Here is a 21,237-nt window from a genome sequence, read left to right as displayed (position 1 = left end):
GGCATGAACCGCATTCTCGAAAGTCTTGGCTGGATGGGCCGCTATCTGTGGGCGGGCTGGGCCGGGCTTTCAGGCATTTTCTGTTTTCTCGCCGCCTGGCAGGCCGGGCATGAGATTTATGGCTCCTTCATCCTGCCTTCACCGGGGGAGACCTTCGCGGCAATGGGGCTTTTGGCGGCGCGGCCGGATTTCTTCGCCATCCTGTCGCAGAGCGCCGTCAGGGCCCTGACCGGCTTTGCCATCGCGGCCGGCATCGGCACGGTGGCGGGCGTGCTGGCGGGCTATTCCTTCGCGTCCATGCGGTTGATGAAGCCTGTCGTCACCGTTCTGCTCGGCGTGCCGCCCATCGGCTGGATCGTGCTGGCGCTCATCTGGTTCGGCTCGTCCGGCGGCACGGCTGTCATGACCGTCATCATCGCCTCGGCCCCCGTGTCCTTTGCCGGTGCGCTGGAAGGTGTCGCCAAGCGGGACCGTCAGCTGGAGGTGATGGCGCAGGCTTTCGGCGCTCCGTGGTTTTACCGGCTGCGCACCGTCACCATGCCGCATGTGCTCTCCTACCTCTTCCCGGCCTGGACGACGACGGCGGGAAGCGCGTGGAAAGTAACCGTCATGGCCGAGCTCCTTTCGAATTCCGGCGGGATTGGCGGCGAACTGGCCACCGCACGTGCGCTGTTCGACATCGCGCAGGTCAGCGCTTGGCTCGCCATCACCGTCGCGCTGGCGCTGCTCACCGATTACGGCCTGCTGCATCTGCTGCGCGAGGCGCTGGAACGCTGGCGCGCCGCCGGGCTGCCATGGGGTGTCAAGCGATGAGCGACCGTTCCATCCTGCGTTTCGAACATGTCGGCCACGCCTTTCTCGGCCGCAGCCTGTTCGAGAATTTCGATCTCGGCATAGCGCCGGGGGAAACCGTGGCGCTGCTTGGCCCCTCCGGCAGCGGCAAGACGACGATTTTGCAGATCGCGGCTGGTATCATCGATCCTGTTCGCGGCCGCGTGCACCGCCATTATCGCCGGCAGGGGTTGGTGTTTCAGGAACCGAGGCTGCTGCCATGGATGACGCTTATCGACAATATCGCCTACGGCCTTGCGGCGGCCGGCATGCCGAAACGGGAGCGGCGCGAAAGGGCGGGCCTTTTTGCGCTGGAGGTCGGTCTGGAGGTGGCTGATTTCGGCAAATATCCGGTGGAACTCTCCGGCGGCATGCGCCAGCGCGCCGGCGTGGCGCGGGCGCTCGCCGTGGAGCCGGACATGCTGTTTCTGGATGAGCCCTTCAGCGCCGTCGATGTCGGCCTGCGCCGTCATTTGCAGGAGCTTCTGGTGGGCGCCGCCCGTCGGCGCGGTTTTTCCACCCTTCTCGTCACCCATGATCTTCATGAGGCGTTGCTGGTTGCCGATAGGCTGATCGTGCTTTCCGGCGTCGATGGCCGAGTCATTGCCGCGCATAAGCCCGCGGGTTCGCCGGGCCGGCGCATGGCGCGTGCGGTTTTCGACGAAGCGGAGCGCCTGTCCGAGAGCCCGGCTTTCGCCGAATTATTTTCAGCAAGGGAGCGGGTGCGATGAGGCAGCCCCCCATCCTTTCCGAAGCCCTGCGGCTGTTTTTCCCTCTGGCCGCCCTGCACGGCGCGGGCTGGCCCTTCCTGTGGGTCGTCATTGGTGGTTATGCCCTGCCTTTCGCCGATGCAGTGCCTGCATCGCAATGGCATGCCCATGAAATGATCTTCGGCACCTATGGCATGGCGCTTGCCGGTTTCCTTGGCTCGGCGGTGCCGGAATGGACGGATACGAAGCCCGCGCAGGGACGAACGCTGCTTCATCTCGCCGGTCTCTGGCTGCCGGGCCGCCTTATCGGCCTTCTCGGGATGGAGGCATGGAGCCTGTTTGCAGGTTTTTTCGATCTCGCCTTTCTGCTCGCGCTCTGCGTTCTCATCGGCAGGGCGATGCTGGCGCGGCGCACGATGAAACACCTGGTGTTCCTTATCTGGCTTCTTCTGTTTACGGCGGCTGAAGCGGGTGTGCGTTATGCCTGGTGGAGCGGCGATCTCGAACTTGCAGCCCGCTTGCTGGAAGCGGCGCTGTGCATTTTTACCGTGCTGTTTTCGCTTTCCGCCGCGCGTATCAATGTGGTTGTCATCAATCTGGCGCTCGATCCCGGCGGCGAGACCACGCCTTACCGGCCTCATCCCGGCCGCCAGCATATGGCGGGCGCCATGGTGACGCTTTACATGGCGGCGAAACTTTTCTTTCCGCAGAGCGATGTCTGCGCCTGGCTTTCGCTTGCGGCCGGCGCCGCCTTTTTCGACCGGCTGGCCGAATGGTTCATCGGGCGTGCCGTCTTCAAGACCGAAGTGCTGTTGCTTGGCCTCGGCAACGCCTTTGCGGGCGCGGGTTTTCTGGCGCTCGGCGCGACACGGCTCGGTTTTTCGGTCACGCCCGCCGCAGGGCTGCATCTGCTGTCGGTCGGGGCGCTGGGATGCGCCATCATGGCCGTCTTCATCATTGCCGGGCTGCGGCATACGGGCCGCAATCTGACGCATCTTCCATGGCAGGCGCATGTGGCCGCCCTTCTGATGGCGATGGCCGGGCTGGTGCGCATCCTGCCGGAATTCGATTTTGCCGCAACATTATCGCCCTATCACCATGGCCTCAGCGCCGTTTTGTGGGCGGCGAGTTTCGGGGTCTGGTTGCAGGGCTTCGTGCCTTTCATGCGCGCGCCTGGCATCGATGAGGCGGGCGCATGCGGATGAGACAGACCTTTCCCCGCTGCGCCGACGAGTTTGTTTATTTTTTCGGCAAAAGCACAATGTGAAATCAGTGGCTTAGAGGAGGGATATTGATGAATGTTAGTTTTAATAAATAATCAATAAAATCAAGTGGTTGAACATATTTTCTTTTTGGTCGATTATAACTCCAACCGAATAGGGAACCGCGAATATGCCTAAAATAGTCGCGCCTCAGCACGCAGATGAAAAGCCAAGCCGGACGAGGGAACTTGTGACCTTCGCCGTTCTGGCCTTCGGAATCTGGCCCATTCTGGCGGTCGGATTTGTCGGAGCCTATGGTTTTATTGTCTGGATGTTCCAGATCATTTACGGCCCGCCGGGGCCGCCCGGCCATTGAGGGCGAGATGATGATGGAAGTCTCTCTCAGCCGGCGCGATTTTTTGCGCGGCGGACAAAAAAATAGACCACGCATCTGTCCCCCCGGGGTCGCGTTGAGCGACCTCGCCGCGTGCAGCGGTTGTGCAAAATGCGTCGAGGCCTGTCCCACCGGCATAATCGCCATGGCGGACGGTTTGCCTTGCGTGGATTTCTCCGCCGGGGAATGCACCTTCTGCGGCAAATGCGCGGAGGCCTGTCCCGAACCGGTCTTTGCCGCCCCCGCGGCGCAGCGCTTCGATCATGTCATGGCGATCGGTGAGGGGTGTCTTGCCTTCGGCAATATCGATTGTCAGGCCTGCCGCGATGCCTGCCCGACCGAGGCTATCCGGTTTCGGCCCCGCCGTGGCGGCCCCTTCGTTCCGGAACTGCTGGAAGACGCCTGCACCGGTTGCGGGGCCTGCGTGTCCGTCTGCCCCGCCAGTGTGATCGAGATCAAAGAGAGAGCCACGGAGATGCAATATGCCTGAAAATACAGGCCGGTATCATGTTTCAAGCGCCGTGGTGGCGGTGATGCCGCAGATGCGGGACGCCGTGCTGGCAACGCTTTCAACGCTCGACAATGTCGAGGTTCATGGCGAGGGCAACGGCAAGGTCGTCATTGTCATAGACGGCACGAGCACCGGCATGCTGGGCGATACGCTCACTTATATTTCGACACTCGACGGTGTGATTGCCGCCAACATGGTTTTCGAACACGTCGACACAGAGGAGACAAGCGGCGATGAGCAGCGAACTGACGCGGCGTGATCTATTGAAGGCCCATGCCGCCGGCATTGCGGCGGCAACGGCGGGCATTGCGCTGCCGGCCGCCGCCCAGCCGGTGCCGGGCGGGGTTTCCGCATTGCAGATCAAGTGGTCCAAGGCGCCCTGTCGTTTCTGCGGCACGGGCTGCGGCGTCATGGTCGGCGTCAAGGAAGGCAAGGTCGTCGCCACCCATGGCGACATGCAGGCGGAGGTCAATCGCGGTCTCAACTGCATCAAGGGCTATTTCCTGTCCAAGATCATGTATGGCAAGGACCGCCTGCAAACCCCGCTTCTGCGCAAAAAAGGCGGCGTCTACGCCAAGGACGGCGAGTTCGAGCCGGTGAGCTGGGATGAGGCTTTCGACGTGATGGCGCAGCAGTGCAAGCGCGTGCTGAAAGAGAAGGGGCCGACGGCCGTGGGCATGTTCGGCTCCGGCCAATGGACGATCTTCGAGGGCTATGCGGCCACCAAGCTGATGCGCGCCGGCTTCCGCTCCAACAATCTCGATCCCAATGCACGCCACTGCATGGCGTCGGCCGCTTACGCCTTCATGCGCACCTTCGGCATGGACGAGCCGATGGGCTGTTACGATGATTTCGAACATGCCGATGCCTTCGTGCTCTGGGGCTCGAACATGGCGGAGATGCATCCCATTCTGTGGACGCGCATTGCCGACCGGCGTCTGGGCTTCGACCATGTGAAGGTGGCTGTGCTTTCGACCTTCACCCATCGCAGCATGGACCTTGCCGATATTCCGATGGTCTTCAAGCCGGGCACGGATCTCGTCATCCTCAATTACATTGCCAACCACATCATCAAGACCGGGCGCGTCAACGAAGACTTCGTGAAGAACCACACGAAATTCGTGCGCGGCGTCACCGATATCGGTTATGGCCTGCGGCCCGACAATCCGGCAGAGGTGAATGCCGCCAATTCCGCCGATCCGACCAAGACCGAAGCGATCGATTTCGAGACCTTCAAGGAATTCGTCTCCGAATACACGCTGGAAAAGACCGCCACCATGACCGGCGTGGAAGCCGGTTTCCTGGAGGAGCTGGCCGAGCTTTATGCGGACCCGAACCGCAAGGTCATGTCGCTGTGGACCATGGGTTTCAACCAGCATGTGCGCGGCGTCTGGGCCAACCAGATGGTCTACAACATCCATCTTTTGACCGGCAAGATTTCCGAGCCTGGCAACAGCCCGTTCTCGCTCACCGGCCAGCCCTCGGCCTGCGGCACGGCGCGCGAGGTGGGCACCTTCGCCCATCGCCTGCCGGCCGACATGACGGTGACCAACCCGGAACACCGCAAACATGCCGAGGAAATCTGGCGCATCCCGCACGGCATCATCCCGGAAAAGCCGGGTTACCACGCCGTGCAGCAGGACCGCATGCTGCATGACGGCAAGCTGAATTTCTACTGGGTGCAGGTCAACAACAACGTCCAAGCCGGTCCCAACACCAAGAACGAGACCTATCAGGGCTATCGCAACCCGGAAAACTTCATCGTTGTTTCGGATGCCTATCCGACCGTCACGGCCATGAGCGCCGACCTCATCCTGCCCGCCGCCATGTGGGTGGAGAAGGAGGGGGCCTATGGCAATGCCGAGCGGCGCACCCATGTCTGGCACCAGCTTGTCGAGGCCTCGGGCGAGGCGCGCTCCGACCTCTGGCAGCTGGTGGAATTTTCCAAACGCTTCACCACGGATGAGGTGTGGCCGGCGGAGATACTGGACGCCAATCCCGCCTATCGCGGCAAGACGCTGTACGAGGTGCTCTTCAAGGACAGCGATGTCGGCAAGTTCCCGTTAAGCGAGATCAACGGCGAATACGAAAACCAGGAAGCAAAACACTTCGGCTTCTATCTGCAAAAGGGTCTCTTCGAGGAATATGCCACCTTCGGGCGCGGCCACGGCCACGATCTGGCGCCTTACGATGCCTATCACGAGGTGCGCGGTATGCGCTGGCCTGTGGTGGATGGCAAGGAAACGCTGTGGCGTTACCGCGAAGGTTATGACCCCTATGTCAAACCGGGCGAGGGCGTGAAATTCTACGGCAACAAGGACGGCAAGGCGGTCATCATCGCCGTGCCCTACGAGCCGCCGGCGGAATCCCCGGATGCAGAATTCGATACCTGGCTGGTGACGGGCCGCGTGCTGGAGCACTGGCATTCCGGCTCCATGACCATGCGCGTGCCGGAACTCTACAAGGCCTTCCCCGGCGCCCGCTGTTTCATGAATGCCGACGATGCGCGCAAGCGCGGGCTCAATCAGGGCGCGGAAATCCGCATCGTTTCTCGCCGTGGCGAAATACGCTCCCGCGTGGAAACGCGCGGCCGCAACCGCATGCCGCCCGGTGTCATCTTCGTTCCCTGGTTCGATGCCAGCCAGCTCATCAACAAGGTGACGCTCGACGCAACCGATCCCATCTCCAAGCAGACGGATTTCAAGAAATGCGCAGTCAAGATAGAGCCGGTCGCATGATCAGGAAACACGGATGGATGATCGCCGCTTTCGTCGTTGCGACGGTGGCGACGGGGGCCGTTGCGCAGATGGTGCCGGAATTGTCCGGTCCGCGCGGTGACGCCATGCAGACCGAACCTGCCAAACCCCTGCCGAAATGGGTGATCGACGATTTCAGGCGCATGCGCGCCTATCCGGAGCAGCCGCCGGTCATCCCGCATTCGATCGACGGTTACCAGCTTTCGGTCAATGCCAACCGCTGTCTCTCCTGTCACAAGCGCGAATTCACGCAGGATTCCGGCGCGCCGATGATCAGCGTCACCCATTACATGACGCGCGAAGGCCAGATGCTGGCGGATGTTTCGCCGCGCCGTTATTTCTGCACGGCCTGCCATGTGCCGCAGGCCGACACACGGCCGCTCGTGCCCAACACCTTTCAGGACATGAGCGAAATGGGCGTCAAACCGGCGGGTAGCGAATGATGATCGCCCGTGTGAAAAAACTTCTCGCCTGGCTCTGGGCGGTTCTGACGACACCGGCCGGCACGCTCAGCCTCGCCTTTCTCACCCTTGGCGGTTTCGTCGGCGGGGTCATGTTCTGGGGCGCGTTCAACACCGCGCTCGAAATGACCAACAAGGAAGCCTTCTGCATTTCCTGCCACGAGATGCGCGCCAATGTTTATGAGGAACTGACGCGGACGGTGCATTTTTCCAACCGTTCCGGCGTGCGCGCCTCCTGTCCGGATTGCCATGTGCCGCATGAGTGGACGGACAAGATCGCCCGCAAGATGCAGGCCTCGAAGGAGGTCTGGGGCAAGATTTTCGGCACCATCGATACGCGCAAGAAGTTCCTCGACAAGCGGCTGGAGCTTGCCCAGCACGAATGGTCGCGCCTGAAGGCCAATGACAGCCTGGAATGCCGCAACTGCCATTCCTCCGCCGCCATGGACTTTACCAAACAGACGCAGCGCGCCGCCGATATTCATTCCAAATATCTGCTGACGGGCAAGGCTACCTGCATCGATTGCCATAAAGGCATCGCCCATGAATTGCCCAATATGGAAGGCATAGACCCCGGCTGGAAAATGCCGCCGGCGCTCAACGACCAGCCGGGGCCAACGGCCTCTGCCGTCGACGACCTTAGACGTGCGATGACGGATGTGCACCGGAACGTTTTTTGATCGCCTGAAAAAAACGCCGTGCATCCCCTCGGGCGCACGGCGTTTTCGTCAGTAGAACCGGATCGCGGCTGTCGCGACGATCCGGTTGCCAATATGTCTGTGGCTTACCCGATCGTCACATTGTCATCGCGCTTGATGGCGATGATGGTCGAGCGCGGCAGTTTGCCTTCGCCATCCGGGAAGGGGGCGTCGGGGTGCTGGATGCCGACGAAGTGGGTGCGCTTGTCGCCGGACCATGTCTGGCCGGTGACTTCGGAACCCTTCGGGGCGGTGAGGAAGCGCTCGATACGGCCGGTGGCCGGGTCGCCCGCCAGCATCTGGTTGTTGCCCTGGCCGGCGAAGTTGCCTTCATTGGTGTCCTCGCCATCGGTCTGGATCCAGAGCAGACCGGTGCTATCGAACATCATGCCGTCAGGCGAATTGAACATGTTGCCTTCGTTGATGTTGGAAGAACCCGCATAGGCGTCCTTGTGAACGGAAGGGTTGCCGGCCATGCAGAACAGGTCCCACTTGAACTTGCCGTCCGCATGGTCGTCATTTTCCGGATACCAGCGCACGATCTGGCCGTATTCGTTCTTTTCGCGCGGGTTGGCGGCATTGATCGCCATGGCGTCGCCGCCGGCATTGGCGCGCAGCTTGCCGTCCTTCATTTCGCCACGGCGGCTGTTGTTAGTCAGCGCGCAATAGGCTTCGATGGCGACCGGGTTGATGGCGACCCATTCCGGTCGGTCCATCGTCGTTGCGCCCACCTTGGAAGCGGCCTGACGGGTGAAGACGCAGATTTCGTCGATCTTCATGCCGGTGGTTTCAGGCGTCAGGGCGAGCCATTCACCGGCGCCGTCGTCGGAGAATTTCGCGACGTAAAGCGTGCCTTCGTCGAGCAGCTTCGAGGTGTCGCCGCCCGGCACGTAGATGCCGCTGGAGACGAATTTATAGAGGAATTCGCCACGCTCGTCGTCACCCATGTAAACGACGACACGGCCGTCACGAGCGATCACCACGGCGGCGTTTTCGTGCTTGATGCGGCCAAGCGCGGTGCGCTTGATCGGGGTGGAGGAGGCGTCCGAAGGATCGATCTCGACCACGTAACCGGCGCGGCGCGGTTCGTTGGGGTTCTTGGCGACGTCGAAACGCGCGTCGAACTTCTCATAGGCGTAGCGCGTCTCGGCGACGATGCCGTAACGCTTGTAGTCGTCAGGCAGCTTGAAGGCGGCGTCGGTGGTGCCGAAATAGCCGTTGAAGTTTTCTTCGCAGGTGAGATAGGTGCCCCACGGCGTGCGGCCGGCGCCGCAATTGTTGAAGGTCCCGAGACAGTCGACACCCTTCGGGTCGGCGGCGGTCTTGACGAGATCGGAGCCTGCGGCCGGGCCGGAAAGCTTCATCGGCGTATTGTGGTGGATACGGCGATTGAAGGGGCTGTCGAGAACGATCTTCCAGCCGTCCTTGTCTTCCGCGACTTCCATGACGGTGACGCCCTGCATGTTCTGCAGGATCTTCACATCGTCAGCCGTCTTCGGGTTGCCCTTGTCAGTGTGCGGCAGGTTGATTTCGGGGTTCACATATTCATGGTTGACGGCGATCAGCTGGTGGCTGCCGACCACGAAGAGTTCCATGCCGTCGGTGTTTTCGCCGAAGACCTTGTCGGAGTTTTCAACGCTGACGCCCTTGGCGGGGTCGAGATCGGGAACGTTGGAGAACAGCGGCTGGCCCCATTTCGCCAGCGGCTTCCAGTTATAACCTTCCGGGACATGGATGGTGTTGTCGGTGGCGGCGGCAACCGGCTTGAAGGGGAAACGGCCAACGGCGGCTTCCTGCGCTTCGGCCGAGGTGCTGCTCATCAGGTTGCCGAGCGTGCCCATGGCGGCCGCGGCCGAACCGAAGGCAAGCACGCCGCCGAGAAAGCCGCGGCGGGAAATCGCGGTTTCGACCACGCGGTCGAAATCGGTTTCGGCCGGCGGCGGGTTCTGCAGTTCGTCCCACTCGTCCCAGGACAATTTGCTCGTATCGATGTCGGTCATAGTCTGTCTCCACCGTTGCTTGTTTGGAATCATTCCAGCAAGGTGCCTACCGTCCCAATATTTCATGCGGATGACGGAAAGGGCAGTATCGGCGGTCATTTTCCCTGCGCCGGGGCGGCATTTTTCGTCAGCGCCCGATCAGGATGCAGGTGACAAGGAAGCCGTCGAAGCGGCAGAAGCGGAAGGGAATCTCCGTTCCCCTGCGCCATTCGCCTATGTCGGCGGTCAGCCGCAGCGAGGCCGAACCGTTATCGTCGAAGCCGGATAATTCCGCCGCCTCGAAAAAGAATAACCGTTTCACTGTCGGATAAAGCGCCTTGAACAGGCTTTCCTTGGCCGAAAAAATCAGGCCGGTCATGAAGGGGTCTATGGCGTTGCCGAGGTTGTGGCGTTCATTCGCCGTCAGGGCCTGCGTGGCGATATCGCAGGCTTCCTCTTCAGTCAGGAGCCTTTCGATATCGATGCCGATGCCGCGGAACCGCCCCGAAGAGCCGGCAATGGCAATCGCCCGCTCATGGCTGTGGGAAATCGCGCCGATCACGCCTTCGGGCCAGATCGGCGCGCGGTCCTCACCCATACCGGGAAAGCTGGAGCGGCCGGTGAGACGGCGGATGGCTTCGGCCGCGCATCTGCGCCCGGCGATGAACTCCGCCTTGCGTTTGGGCAGGGCGTGTAAAAGCTGCGGCGGCAAGGGAGGGACCTCGCCGCCGCAACCCTCATCGGCGCTGTAATGAAGGGTGAGGCAATGGCAATCGCAGCTGTCGTCCGGCCAAGGCCAGATGGCCTCCGGTGGATCGCCGGAGACGGCTTTGCGATGAAACGCCGTTGCAATGGCCATGTCCGTCACCTTCATCCAGCGGCCTAGATCATGCGCTCACGCTTTTCGCCATCCCGCGTCTGTTCAGGCCGCAAGCGTTGCGCCGCCATCGACGACGATCTGCTGCATCGTCACGTGGCCTGCCTGATCGGAGGCGAGGAACAGCACCGTATCGGCGATATCGTCCGGCCTCGCGATCTTGCCGAGCGGAATGCCGAGCTTGAACTGATCGGGCAGGCCGGCGACCAGCCGGTCCTTGCCGGAAGGATCGCTCAACATGCCGGCAAGCATCGGCGTATCGGTGGAGCCGGGGGAAACGACATTGCAGCGCACGCCATAAGGCGCAAGCTCAAGGGCGGCGCAATGGCTGAGGCTGACCAGCGCCGCCTTGGAAGCGCAATAGGCCATCATGCCGATGCGCGGCACGACGGCGGCATTGGAGCCGACATTGACGATGGCGCCGCGCCCCTGCCGCTTGAAGGTGCCGCTCCATTGCCGCAGCATATAGAACGGCCCGGCGGCATTGACATCCATGCAGGCCTTCCAGTCCTCTGGCGTCAGGCTTTCGCTGTCGCCGAGCCGTAAAATTCCGGCGGCATTGACCAGAATATCGAGCCCGCCCCATTCGCTCTCTATCGCCTTGCAGGCCGTCTCCACCGCCGCCGCGTCAGTGATGTCGAGCGCGATCTGGCGGAAGGGGGCCTCCGCCGTGTCAGCCAGAAGGTCGAGGCCGATGACCTCGGCCCCTTCCTCGATGAAACGTTCGGCGATGCGGCGGCCGATGCCCTGGGCCGTGCCCGTCACCAGCACGCGCCGTCCGGTAAATCTCTGTTGCGTCATCTTGTCCGTCCGCTCAGGCTGCGAGCCGCTTTTCTTCGATCAGCGTCCACCAGGCGGAAAGTGTCGGCACACGGGCCAGCTCATCGAAGCCGACGGTGACACCGCGCTCCTTCAATTCGCCGGCGAGCTTCATCACCTGCAGCGAATCCAGCCCGTAGAAGATCAGGTTTTCATCGGGGTCGATATCGCTTTCATCCTCCACCATCTGCAGGACGCGGGCTTTCAGCCATTCGCGGGTGCCGGTGGCCTCGCCTGCGCCGACAAGGCTTGCGGTGTCGATCACCACGCCGCAGCGCGTCGCCACATATTGCAGCGCCATGCGGTGTTCGGCCTCGGAAAAATCGGCGACACCGTCACCGATCATGAAGGGCTGAATATCCTTCATGAAGGCTTCAACCGCCGTCATCATGCAGCCGATATGGGCGTAAACGCCGCCGACGATGATCTGGTCGCGGCCCCAGCCTTTCATGCGCTCAGCAAGATCGGAACGCTGGAAGGCGCTGTAGCGCCATTTGGTCAAAACCACGTCGTCGGGCGTCGGCGCGAGCTTGTCGACCACCTTCTGCAATTCGGGATCGACGACAGTAAGACCCGGTCCCCACATGTCGTTCAGCAGCGCGCGGTCGCCGGGCGGCTGGTTATGCGGCTGGGCGGTATAGATGACCGGCACGCCGTTCTGAACGGCCCATGCCTTCACCTTGGCGAGATTGTCGATGAGGGCCGTGATCAACTTGCCGTCCGCCTCGTAGAACCGCAGGAAATAACGCTGCATGTCGTGGATGAGAAGCACGGCGCGTTTCGCATCGGGCTGCCATTTTGTCTTGTTGGCCGGAAAGCTCGCGGCGACCGGCATCGGATAGTCGGAAATGGTGGGGATCGTCATGATGACCTCGGTTTTTTGCTGCGCCGGCTCGGGCGGCGCGTAATCTTTGGAATTGGGGACGCCCTTTTGAGCGTCCCTTTCGGTTGGCGCTGCCTGTCAGGCGCTGATGGCGACGGGGGCCATCAGCAGGTCGCGCAGGCGCTTCTTGTCGATCTTGCCGACGGCGGTGAGCGGCATGGCCTCGATGAAGCGCACGCGGTCCGGCAGCTTGTAATCCGCGACGCCGAGACCGGCGAGATGCTGGCGGATGGCCGGCGCCCTAAGCGCGGGATTGCGCGACACGACGAAGACGCAGCTTTTTTCGCCGAGAAGTTCGTCCTGCATCGCCACCAACGCCGCGTGCGTCACATCCGGATGCCGCAGGATCAGGTTTTCCACCTCTTCCGAGGCGACCTTTTCGCCGCCGCGATTGATCTGGTCCTTCACCCGGCCAACGACCCGCAGATAACCTTCGGGCGTGCGCTGCACGACGTCGCCGGAATAATAGAAGCCGTCCTTATCGAAGACCCGGGCGCTGTGTTCGGGGGCGCGGTAATAGCCCCGGAACGTGTAGGGACCACGGGTCGCCAGCATGCCGGCTTCGCCCTCGGGCACGTCGTTGCCGTCCTCGTCAACGATGCGGATTTCGTCGTCCGGGCTGATCGGCCTGCCTTGCGTGGTGAAGACGATATGGTCGGGGTCACCGAAGCGGGTGTAGTTCACCAGACCTTCCGCCATGCCGAACACCTGCTGCAGATCGCAGCCCAGCACCTCCGGCACCTGGCGGGCGAGCGCTTCGGCGAAGCTTGCGCCCCCAACTTGCAGGAGCTTGAGGGATTTCAGCCGTTCGCGATGGGCGGGAGCCGCCTGCAGCCACAGCGCCACCGCCGGCGGCACCAGCGGCACAATGTCAACGCGATGTTTTTCGATCAGATCGAAGCAGGCAAGCGGCTCCGGATTGGCGGCCATGACCACGGCACCGCCGGCGTGGAACACCCCAAGCGCGCCGGGTGAGCTCATCGGGTAATTATGCGCCACCGGAATGGCGCAGAGGAAGCGGGTCTGCGGCGACAGTTCGCAAATCTCCGCGCTGGCCCGGGCGCTGTAGTCGTAGTCGTTATGCGTCCGGGGGATCAGTTTCGGCGTTCCGGTGCTGCCGCCGGAAAGCTGGAACAATGCCACCTCATCGGCGGCGGAAGGGGCGTAAGCCGGTGGATTTTCGGCCGGGGCGGCCAGCTTCTGCTCCAGGCTGCGCTGCGGATCGGTTTCGCCGAGCAGCAGGGTCACGGCAAGCTTTGGAGAGACCGCCTTCAGCGCCTCCACAAATGTGTCATCGGCGAAAAGCTCGTGGCTGCGTGAGGCGATCACCAGCTTCGGCGCGATCTGCTCCGCATAGGAGGTCATTTCCAGTCGGCGATGGCTGAAAAGCGCATTGACGGGGGCGGCGCCGATTTTGATGAGCGCGAAAAAGACGAGATAGAACTCGGCTATGTTCGGCAATTGCACCAGCGCCGTATCACCCCTGCCGATGCCTGCGGCGGAGAGATGTCCGGCCAGATTGGAGGATTGCCGGTCGAGGTCGGCGTAGCTGAAACGACGGTCGCCGCAGATCAGCGCTGTGGCGTCCGGCCGGCGCTCCACCTGTTCGGCGAGAATGCCGCTCAGCGGCCGGTCGATCCAGTAGCCGCGTTCGCGGTATCGGCGAACGAAATCCTCGGGCCAGCGTTGGAATTCGATTGTCATGGTTTGTCCCTGGAAAAATTAGGCCGCAAGACCGCAGGCGTTCAGCATGGTCTTGAGCTTGGTCTGCACCTCGGCCCATTCGGATTCGGGCTCCGAGGCCTCCACGATGCCCGCGCCGGCGAAGAGCCGCACGGTTTCCCGCTGCACGGTGCCGCAACGGATCGTCACCACCCATTCGCCATTCCCTTGCGAATCCGTCCAGCCGACCATGCCGGTGAAGAGGCCGCGCTCGAAAGGCTCGACGAAGCGGATGAGGCGATGGGCGCGCTCGGTGGGGAAGCCGCAGACGGCTGGCGTCGGGTGCAGCAGGCAGGCAAGCTGCAGCGCATTGGTTTCCGGATCGGCGAGACGGCCTTCGATGCGGGTCGAAAGATGCCAGAGCGCCGCCGTATTGATGAGGGAGGGTTTTTCGGGAACATCGAGTTCCGCGCAGACCGGCGAAAGCAGCGAGCGGATATCCTCGATGACGAGGCTATGCTCGTAATGATCCTTTTCCGAGGCCGAGAGCCGATGCGCATTGGCCTTGTCCGCCGCCGGATCGACCATGCGTTTTGCCGATCCCGCCAGCGGGTTCGAGGTGATTTTCTCGCCCTGCTTGCGAATAAGAAGTTCCGGGCTGACGCCGATCAGGTCGCCGCCATCGGGCAGCGGAATGCGGAACTGGTAACCTTCGCGGTTCTGTTTGGCCAGACTCGCCAGCAATCTTTCGACATTGACCTCGGAGGCGAAAGTCAGTTCACGCATGACGGAAAGCACCGCCTTGCGGACTTCGGAATGGCGGAAATTGACGATGGCATGTTCGACGGCATGCTTGAAACCGCTCTCGTCCGGCAGGCTGTTCTGGCCGACAAGGGCGGGCATGGCCGAATCGGCGGCGATCGGCTCCGCATCCTTGGAATTCCATTCATAGTTGTATGGGATATATAGGCATGAGGGTTCGCTGACATCGAAGGGGATCGCGCCGATGGCGATTGGGTTCTCCTGTCCCTCCCGCTGCGCACGCTCGAACGCGCCGGCCAGTGCCTGCTGCAGCGGGCTGGCAATGACTTCGCCGCCCCGGGCAGGAATCGCTATCTTTTCGCGAATGCCCTTGGCGCGCAATTGCCCGCTGCCGGACGTAAACAGAAATTCTCTATTAAATTCAGTAATTTCGTCGGATTCGACGTCATTCGTCCTGAGTGCTCCCGTTTTCATGGGATGCCTCCTGTGCGAGTGGTTGACGATGGCTTATACTTGAGTATGCTAATCATGTTTTGTCAACCGGTACAAACTCACATGCTAAATTTAACCCCGATGCAGGTGGCCTATTGGGTCGGCCGCGAGGCGGATGGAATACTCGGGAAAGTTACGCCGCATCTTTACCTCGAATTCGACGGGCAGGCGGTGGATGCGAAAAAACTGGCCGTTGCCGTGGAAAGGCTCTGCCGGCGTCACCCCATGCTGAGCCTCAGGATCGATGCGGAAGGCCATCAGTCCGTCGATCCTGCCGGCCGGCCGCTCCGCCTCGATGTGGAGGACATGGCCGCGCTTGATTCGGAGGCGCTTGCACGCCGTCTTGAGGCGAAGCGCGAGGAATGGAGCCATCGCCGGGCCGATCTTCGCTTTGCCGCACCGGCGGCGATTTCGCTGAGCCTCTTGCCGGAGGGACGTTGCCGTCTGCATGTGGACACAGACATGCTGGCCGTCGATCCCGCCAGCGTGCGGATGGTGATGGAAGACCTTGCCCGTTTTTACGAGACGGCGTCAGGCGCAGCCGAAACCCGGACTTTCGAAGCAGTGACCCCGTCGTTTTTCGACTGGGCGGAACGTCTCATGTCCGATCCGGACTTGCGGGGCCTGCGCGAAAGGGACCGCCTGTGGTGGCGGCAACGGCTTGCCGATGTTCCGGACGCGCCGCCGTTGCCGTTTTTGTCCGATGAACCCTCGCGCGCCGTTCACACGGACCGGCTCGCCACGCTGCTTTCAGCGGCGGAGCGTAGCAGTCTGGAGCGGACAGCGCGGCGTTTTTCCGTGACGACATCGACCCTTCTGCTCGGTGTTTTCGCACTGGCGCTGTCTCAGGCGTCGGGGGCGGAAAAATTCCGGCTTTCAGTGCCGGGTTTCTGGCGCGCGCCGCTGGTGCAAGGGGTCGATGAGATCGTCGGCGAATTTTCCAACGCGCTCGTGCTCGGCGTCGATATCAGGCCTGAAGAAACGCTCGAGGCGCTGCTTGGTCGGCTGTTCGATGAGATGAACGGGCTTCTCGCACACCAGTCCTATCCGGGTGTCAGCGTGATGCGCGATCTCTCCCGCCAGCGCGGTGGTTTGCAGACCTCGCCGGTGGTTTTCACCGCAGGCGTCGATCTTCCGGGCGGGGAGCTGTTTTCGGAACGGGTCGGGCGGGTGTTCGGTCCGATGGTCCACACCGTCTCGCAGGGGTCGGGGGTGGCGCTGGATGCGCAGGTGGCGGCGCTGGATGGCGGTCTGCTGATCAACTGGGATGTGCGGCTCGATGCGCTGCCGGAACGCTGGCTGCGCGCCCTGTTCGAAACCTACGTCGCTCTTCTCCGCCGGATCGCGGAAAGCCCCGATCTCGCTTGCGAAAGCGTGGAGAGATTGGTCGCGCAGCGGTCGGAAACGGCAGCCGAGGCAAAAGGAAAATCCATGGAACGTCCCCTCTCACCCCTGCAACAGGCCTATCTGCTCGGGCGCGGCACCCATCTGCCGCTGAGCGGCGTGGCCATGCAGGAGTTCCGCGAATATCGGGGCGATATCGACCCGGAACTGCTGCGGTCGCGGCTTGCCGCGATGGTTGCGAGACATGAAAGCCTGCGCACCCGCATCGACGAGCGACGGCTGGTGCAGATGGTCTCCGATGAGCCGAAGATCAATCTCGATCTCGTCGATCTTTCGGCCCTGTCTCTTTCGCAAGCCGAGGCAAGGATCGACACGGTGCGACGGGATTTTTCCCATGCACATTTCGATCTCGCAGCCTCGCCATGGCAGGTCACGGTGTTTCTTATGCCGGATGCAGGGCCGACGGGGCCTAAGATCGTGGTCTTCCTGCGTTTCGATGCGCTTATCCTTGATGGGCGGGCCATTGCCAGCCTCGCGGCGGAACTCTTCGATGGCGTCGTGCCGCCGGAAGCCGCCGCAACGGTCGAAACGCCGAAGGAGGATATCTCAGCTGCCCGTGCCGGGGATGCCGCCTATTGGGCTGAAAAGTTGAAAGATGCCGAGGTGCCCTCGCAACTGCCGTGGAAAGCACCGCTCGAAACCATTCCAACCTCGCGTTACAGCCGCCGGAGCCTGACTGTCGAAAAGCCGCGTTTCACCGCCTTTTCACGCATCGGTGCGAAAGAGCGGCTGTTCAAGAATTCGGCGCTGACGGCCGTTATTCTCGATGTGCTCTCGCTCTGGCTCAACGAAGGCGCGCTCGTCGTCGGCATTCCCGTCGCGCCGCAGGTGGAAGGCGCCTTCGCAAACCGCTCCAGCTTCGTCGCCGTCCAATGGGATGCGGCCAAGAGTAGTTTTGCGGAGCGGGCGGCAGGTCTCCAGACGGATGTGCTGGAAGGGCTGAACCATCTCGCCTTTTCGGGTATCGATCTCAATCGTGTACTTCTCAATGCCAATCCGGGCGGGCTCGCCTTGCCGGTGGTGATCACCAACGGTCTGACCTGGCCGACGCTTTCATCCGAATCGACGATGCAATGGACCGGCGGGCTTACCCAGACGCCACAGGTGGCGCTGGATTTCCGCTTTTCGCAGAATCCGCAGGGCGATCTCGTGCTCGATATCGACTATGCCGAGCAGGCGATCGATGCGGCGATGGTGGCGGATATTCTCGCCGCCATCGAGCGTGCGATTGCCTGGATCGCCAATAACGGCGCTTTCTCCTTCAACGCACGCGATATTGTCGACCTGTCCCACTACCGGCTGAACGGCGACGAGAGAAACTTCGCCTGCCCGCCATTTCTGGAACGGATCGCCGGCCATCTTTTCGAGGGCGACCCGTCGCGCACGGCGCTCGTCAGCGGCAAGCGACGTATCTCCTATGGCGAACTCGGTCAGATGGTGGCAGGGGCGATGGCGGGCCTTAAGGCGCGCGGCATCGGCCGCGGTGATGTCGTGGCCGTGTGCCTGCCGCGCAGCCCGGAACATACGGCCATCACGCTCGCCGTAGCGCTGATGGGTGCGGTCTGGGTGCCGGTCGATGCCGGCTCGCCGGAAGATCGCCTGCGCTATCTGCTAACCAATTGCCGCCCGGCGATCATCGTCGCCCGCAGCGTTCCGCAGGGTTTCGACGCTGTCGATCCGGCGGCGCTTCTGTCCGCGCCCGCACCGGCTGGCGCACCCGTTACCATGGAGGAGGTGGCGGCGCTCTCCCAAAGCGAGGAGCCTGCCTATTATCTCTATACCTCCGGCACGACGGGCAAACCGAAATGCGTCGTGCTTTCCAACCGCGCCACGGCCAATGTCATCGGCAGCACGCTTGCGGAATGGGCGGTGACGGATAGCGATGTGTTCATCTCCGTCACGCCGCTGCATCACGACATGTCTGTCTTCGATGTTTTCGGCGCGCTCGTCGCAGGAGCGACCCTGGTGTTGCCGGAACCGGGCGAGGAAAAGGATGCGGTGCGCTGGAACGAGCTGGTGGCCGAACATGGCGTCACCCTCTGGTGCTCGGTGCCGGCCATTCTCGAAATGCTTCTCTCCTGCCGCCGTGGCGACCAGCTTGCTTCGCTGCGGCTCGTGGCGCAGGGCGGCGATTACATCAAGCCGATGATTATCGAAGAACTTCGCCGGCTGAAGCCCGGCCTGCGGCTGATATCGCTCGGCGGCCCGACGGAAACCACGATCTGGAGCATCTGGCACGAGATCGTTGCGGAAGATGTGGCGGCCGTGCCCTATGGCCACCCGCTGCCCGCCAATCGTTACTTCGTCCTCAACGATCAGGGTGGCCATTGCCCGGCCGGTGTCGTTGGCCGCATCCATACGGCCGGCGTGAATGTGGCAATCGGCTATCTCGAAGATGGCGCGATTACCCAGACGGATTTCGTGACGGTTGCCGATCCCGAAGGAAACCCCGTGCGGGCGTTCCGCACCGGAGACCGGGGCCGTTACCGGCCGGATGGCAAAATCATGTTTGCCAGCCGCGTCAATGGTTACGTCAAGGTGCGCGGCGTGCGCGTTTCGCTGCCGGATGTGGAAAACGAGCTTATCCGCCATCCTTCCATCCAGCGCGTTCTGGTGGTGGACTACGGCGTCGAACAAAAGGGCGAGGCGGCCATCGGCGTGCTTTACGTCGTTGCGCCGGGCCTTGAACTCCCCACCGCCGATCTGCGCAATTTTGCCCGCCAGCATCTGCCGGAATCGCATGTTCCCGGTCGGTTTCTCAAGGTCGACGATCTGCCGCTTTCGGCCAACGGCAAGCCGGATCGCCGTCGCGCCCGCGAATTGCTGACCGGTGCTGCGGAACCGGCAAAAATCTCCGCCCGTGCGGCTCCCGCCGTCGATCAGGGCGACCGCCGGGTGCTGGATATCTATCTCGGCGTGCTGGGTAAAAAACCGGCGAATGTGGATGCGAACAGCGACCTGCTGGCGCTCGGTCTTCTGCCTTCGCATCTGAAAACCGTCTCGGCTGAAATCCGCACTGCCTTCGGCGTGGAGCTCACACCGCAGCAGCTTTTGCGGTGCCGCAACGCCAGACAGGTGACTTCGCTCCTGGCCGCCCGGGCGGCGTGAACCCAATCATTTCGGGTGGCACTTCGCGCCCGATAACGGAAATTGTGCAAGGAAAAACAGATGGCGCATATCGATCCTGCCGGCGGCTGGCTTCCACTGACGCAGCCGCAACTCGATTTCTGGGAGGAGTTTTCCTTCCATCCCGACGAACCGGTTTCCACCGTCGCCCATTACATCGATCTTTCCGGTGCGGTGAATGAAAGCGCGCTCATCGAGGCGATCAAACGCACCGTGCGCGAATCCGAAGTCCTGTCGATCCGTTTCCGCATCGGCGACGATGGCGAGACACCGCAGCAATGCTGCGATCCAAGCCGTGCCCCTGTGGTGGAGCTTGTCGATCTTCGCGGCGATGCCGCTCCCCTGGAGGAGGCGCTGCGGCGCATGAACGCGGATGTGGAAGCAAGGCTCGATCTCAGAACCGACAGGCTTTCGGCGCAGCTGCTCTACCGTATCGCCGACGATCGTTATCTCTGGTACATCCGCGCCCATCATATCGTCGTTGATGGTTATGGCCTGACGCTGGTGGAGCAGCGTTGCGGCCAGCTTTACGGGCACTATTGCGGCAAAGGCGAAGCGGGTCCGGATTTCCACCCCTTCGGCGATTTCCTTGCCGAAGAGGATGCCTACAGGCAAAGCCGGCGTTTTGAAAAGGACCGCGATTTCTGGGCGGCCTATCTTGCCGCACCCGCCGATCTGCCGGTGCTGGACAAGGATTGCGAGGACTATGGCGGCGGTGGCCTGCATACGGACGCGGCCTTGCCGCAGGGTTTCAGCACGCGGTTGCAACAGGTGGCCGGCGCAACGGAGATAGGCTGGCCGGACCTTCTGGTGCTGCTATCCGGCCTTTATCTCCACCGTGTCCTGCCGCGGCCGGATCGCGATGTGCTGACCTTGTGGCTGCCCTTCATGAGCCGTTGGGGCAGCGTCGGCGCGCATATGCCGGCCATGCTCGTCAATATTTTGCCCTTCCATCTCACCATCGAGCCGGGAGAGAGCCTCGGCGCATTTCTCACGCGCAACGCCGCCAATCTGCGAAAGCAGCGCCTGCATGGCCGCTACCGCATCGAGCAGATCGCCGCCGACCGGGAAATCCCGAAGGGCCGGCGCTTCTTCTTCTCGCCGCTCATCAATGTCCTGCCTTTCAGCGCGCCGGTCTTTGCCGGGCTTACCGTTGTCAGGCACATCCTCGCCAACGGTCCCGGCGACGGTTTCAACCTGACCTTCCGTGGCGAAGATGACGGCAGCGAGCTGAACCTGCATATCGATGCGGATTCAGCACTGACGCAAGCGGAGGATTTCGCCCGTTACCGCGAGGAGTTGCCATTGTTCCTCGATGCCATGCTGCGCGAGGAGGCGCTGACGCTTGCGGCGGCGGAGGCGTCCACGGCGTTCCGTCTGGCGGTTTGAAGGGGGGGACGACTGTGGGTGAATGCCAGACCGGCTTCAGAGTGTGAGGATGGGCATATGTTGCCGATAAAGACGGATAGTCCCTTTTCCGTCATGCCGGACTAGATCCGGCATACAGCCACGGCGCGTCTGCGCCGTGAAAGGACTCTCTCGCGATCAAGGACTTGATCGCACTGGACCCCGGACCAAGCCCGGGGTGACGGCGCGGCCGCACCAATACATTCTCATCAGCGTTCACAGGCAAAAATAACCCGGCTCCGCTAAGGCGAAGCCGGGTTTTT

The 21,237-nt window shown here is 62.2% G+C and carries 17 protein-coding genes; 11 read left to right on the top strand and 6 right to left on the bottom strand.

Going from position 1 to position 21,237, the window contains the following annotated elements; translation table 11 throughout:
- The first annotated feature begins 3 nt into the window (after positions 1-3).
- From ACQZ40_RS13045 to ACQZ40_RS13005, 9 genes are all read left to right on the top strand, one after another.
- A complete protein-coding gene (locus ACQZ40_RS13045; RefSeq protein ID WP_080857850.1) occupies positions 4-813 on the top strand; it encodes an ABC transporter permease in 810 nt (269 codons plus the stop codon).
- Positions 810-1,562 (top strand): ATP-binding cassette domain-containing protein, encoded by a 753-nt coding sequence (locus tag ACQZ40_RS13040; protein WP_448748100.1) that lies wholly within the window; start codon positions 810-812, stop codon positions 1,560-1,562. Before ACQZ40_RS13045 ends, ACQZ40_RS13040 begins: the two co-directional genes overlap by 4 nt.
- Positions 1,559-2,746 carry an NnrS family protein gene (locus tag ACQZ40_RS13035; protein WP_448748099.1) on the top strand — a complete coding sequence of 396 codons (1,188 nt, stop codon included), beginning with the start codon at positions 1,559-1,561 and terminating at the stop codon, positions 2,744-2,746. The genes ACQZ40_RS13040 and ACQZ40_RS13035 overlap by 4 nt, the downstream gene beginning before the upstream one ends.
- 187 nt (positions 2,747-2,933) lie before the next feature.
- Positions 2,934-3,119: a periplasmic nitrate reductase, NapE protein gene (gene napE / locus ACQZ40_RS13030; protein ID WP_003585411.1), complete on the top strand. Its 186-nt coding sequence runs from the start codon at positions 2,934-2,936 to the stop codon at positions 3,117-3,119.
- 7 nt (positions 3,120-3,126) lie between these two features.
- On the top strand, positions 3,127-3,627 hold the full coding sequence (locus tag ACQZ40_RS13025) for a ferredoxin-type protein NapF (protein ID WP_065655262.1): 501 nt from the start codon (positions 3,127-3,129) through the stop codon (positions 3,625-3,627).
- Positions 3,620-3,907: a chaperone NapD gene (locus ACQZ40_RS13020; protein WP_433824012.1), complete on the top strand. Its 288-nt coding sequence runs from the start codon at positions 3,620-3,622 to the stop codon at positions 3,905-3,907. Before ACQZ40_RS13025 ends, ACQZ40_RS13020 begins: the two co-directional genes overlap by 8 nt.
- A complete protein-coding gene (gene napA / locus ACQZ40_RS13015) occupies positions 3,882-6,386 on the top strand; it encodes a periplasmic nitrate reductase subunit alpha (protein ID WP_448748098.1) in 2,505 nt (834 codons plus the stop codon). Before ACQZ40_RS13020 ends, napA begins: the two co-directional genes overlap by 26 nt.
- Entirely contained in the window at positions 6,356-6,847 is a 492-nt protein-coding gene (locus tag ACQZ40_RS13010; RefSeq protein ID WP_065655264.1) for a nitrate reductase cytochrome c-type subunit, read from the top strand. Before napA ends, ACQZ40_RS13010 begins: the two co-directional genes overlap by 31 nt.
- A gap of 2 nt (positions 6,848-6,849) precedes the next feature.
- A complete protein-coding gene (locus ACQZ40_RS13005; protein WP_269313700.1) occupies positions 6,850-7,545 on the top strand; it encodes a cytochrome c3 family protein in 696 nt (231 codons plus the stop codon).
- 104 nt (positions 7,546-7,649) lie between these two features.
- On the opposite strand, the gene ACQZ40_RS13000 is transcribed toward ACQZ40_RS13005, so the two are convergent.
- The 6 genes from ACQZ40_RS13000 to ACQZ40_RS12975 form a co-directional block, all read right to left on the bottom strand.
- The gene (locus tag ACQZ40_RS13000) at positions 7,650-9,563 is read right to left on the bottom strand and encodes a PhoX family protein (RefSeq protein WP_448748097.1); all 1,914 of its coding nucleotides are present in this window, start codon (positions 9,561-9,563) and stop codon (positions 7,650-7,652) included.
- A 127-nt stretch (positions 9,564-9,690) separates the two neighbouring features.
- Positions 9,691-10,401: a 4'-phosphopantetheinyl transferase family protein gene (locus tag ACQZ40_RS12995; protein ID WP_448748096.1), complete on the bottom strand. Its 711-nt coding sequence runs from the start codon at positions 10,399-10,401 to the stop codon at positions 9,691-9,693.
- 63 nt (positions 10,402-10,464) lie between these two features.
- On the bottom strand, positions 10,465-11,220 hold the full coding sequence (dhbA, locus tag ACQZ40_RS12990) for a 2,3-dihydro-2,3-dihydroxybenzoate dehydrogenase (protein WP_078053267.1): 756 nt from the start codon (positions 11,218-11,220) through the stop codon (positions 10,465-10,467).
- A 13-nt stretch (positions 11,221-11,233) separates the two neighbouring features.
- Positions 11,234-12,103 carry an isochorismatase gene (locus ACQZ40_RS12985; RefSeq protein WP_078053266.1) on the bottom strand — a complete coding sequence of 290 codons (870 nt, stop codon included), beginning with the start codon at positions 12,101-12,103 and terminating at the stop codon, positions 11,234-11,236.
- A gap of 96 nt (positions 12,104-12,199) precedes the next feature.
- Positions 12,200-13,825 (bottom strand): (2,3-dihydroxybenzoyl)adenylate synthase, encoded by a 1,626-nt coding sequence (locus tag ACQZ40_RS12980; protein WP_078053265.1) that lies wholly within the window; start codon positions 13,823-13,825, stop codon positions 12,200-12,202.
- Between the two features lie 18 nt (positions 13,826-13,843).
- Positions 13,844-15,019: an isochorismate synthase gene (locus tag ACQZ40_RS12975; protein ID WP_448748095.1), complete on the bottom strand. Its 1,176-nt coding sequence runs from the start codon at positions 15,017-15,019 to the stop codon at positions 13,844-13,846.
- A gap of 81 nt (positions 15,020-15,100) precedes the next feature.
- Here ACQZ40_RS12975 and ACQZ40_RS12970 point away from each other — a divergent pair, with 81 nt between their 5' ends.
- A complete protein-coding gene (locus ACQZ40_RS12970) occupies positions 15,101-19,549 on the top strand; it encodes an amino acid adenylation domain-containing protein (RefSeq protein ID WP_448748094.1) in 4,449 nt (1,482 codons plus the stop codon).
- A 60-nt stretch (positions 19,550-19,609) separates the two neighbouring features.
- The gene (locus ACQZ40_RS12965; RefSeq protein WP_448748093.1) at positions 19,610-20,956 is read left to right on the top strand and encodes a condensation domain-containing protein; all 1,347 of its coding nucleotides are present in this window, start codon (positions 19,610-19,612) and stop codon (positions 20,954-20,956) included.
- Positions 20,957-21,237 lie beyond the last annotated feature (281 nt).

The sequence above is a fragment of the Agrobacterium sp. 16-172Ci genome (genome assembly GCF_053522725.1).
Note: the sequence above shows the minus strand (reverse complement) of the source record. Positions and strands in the feature narration are given on the sequence as shown.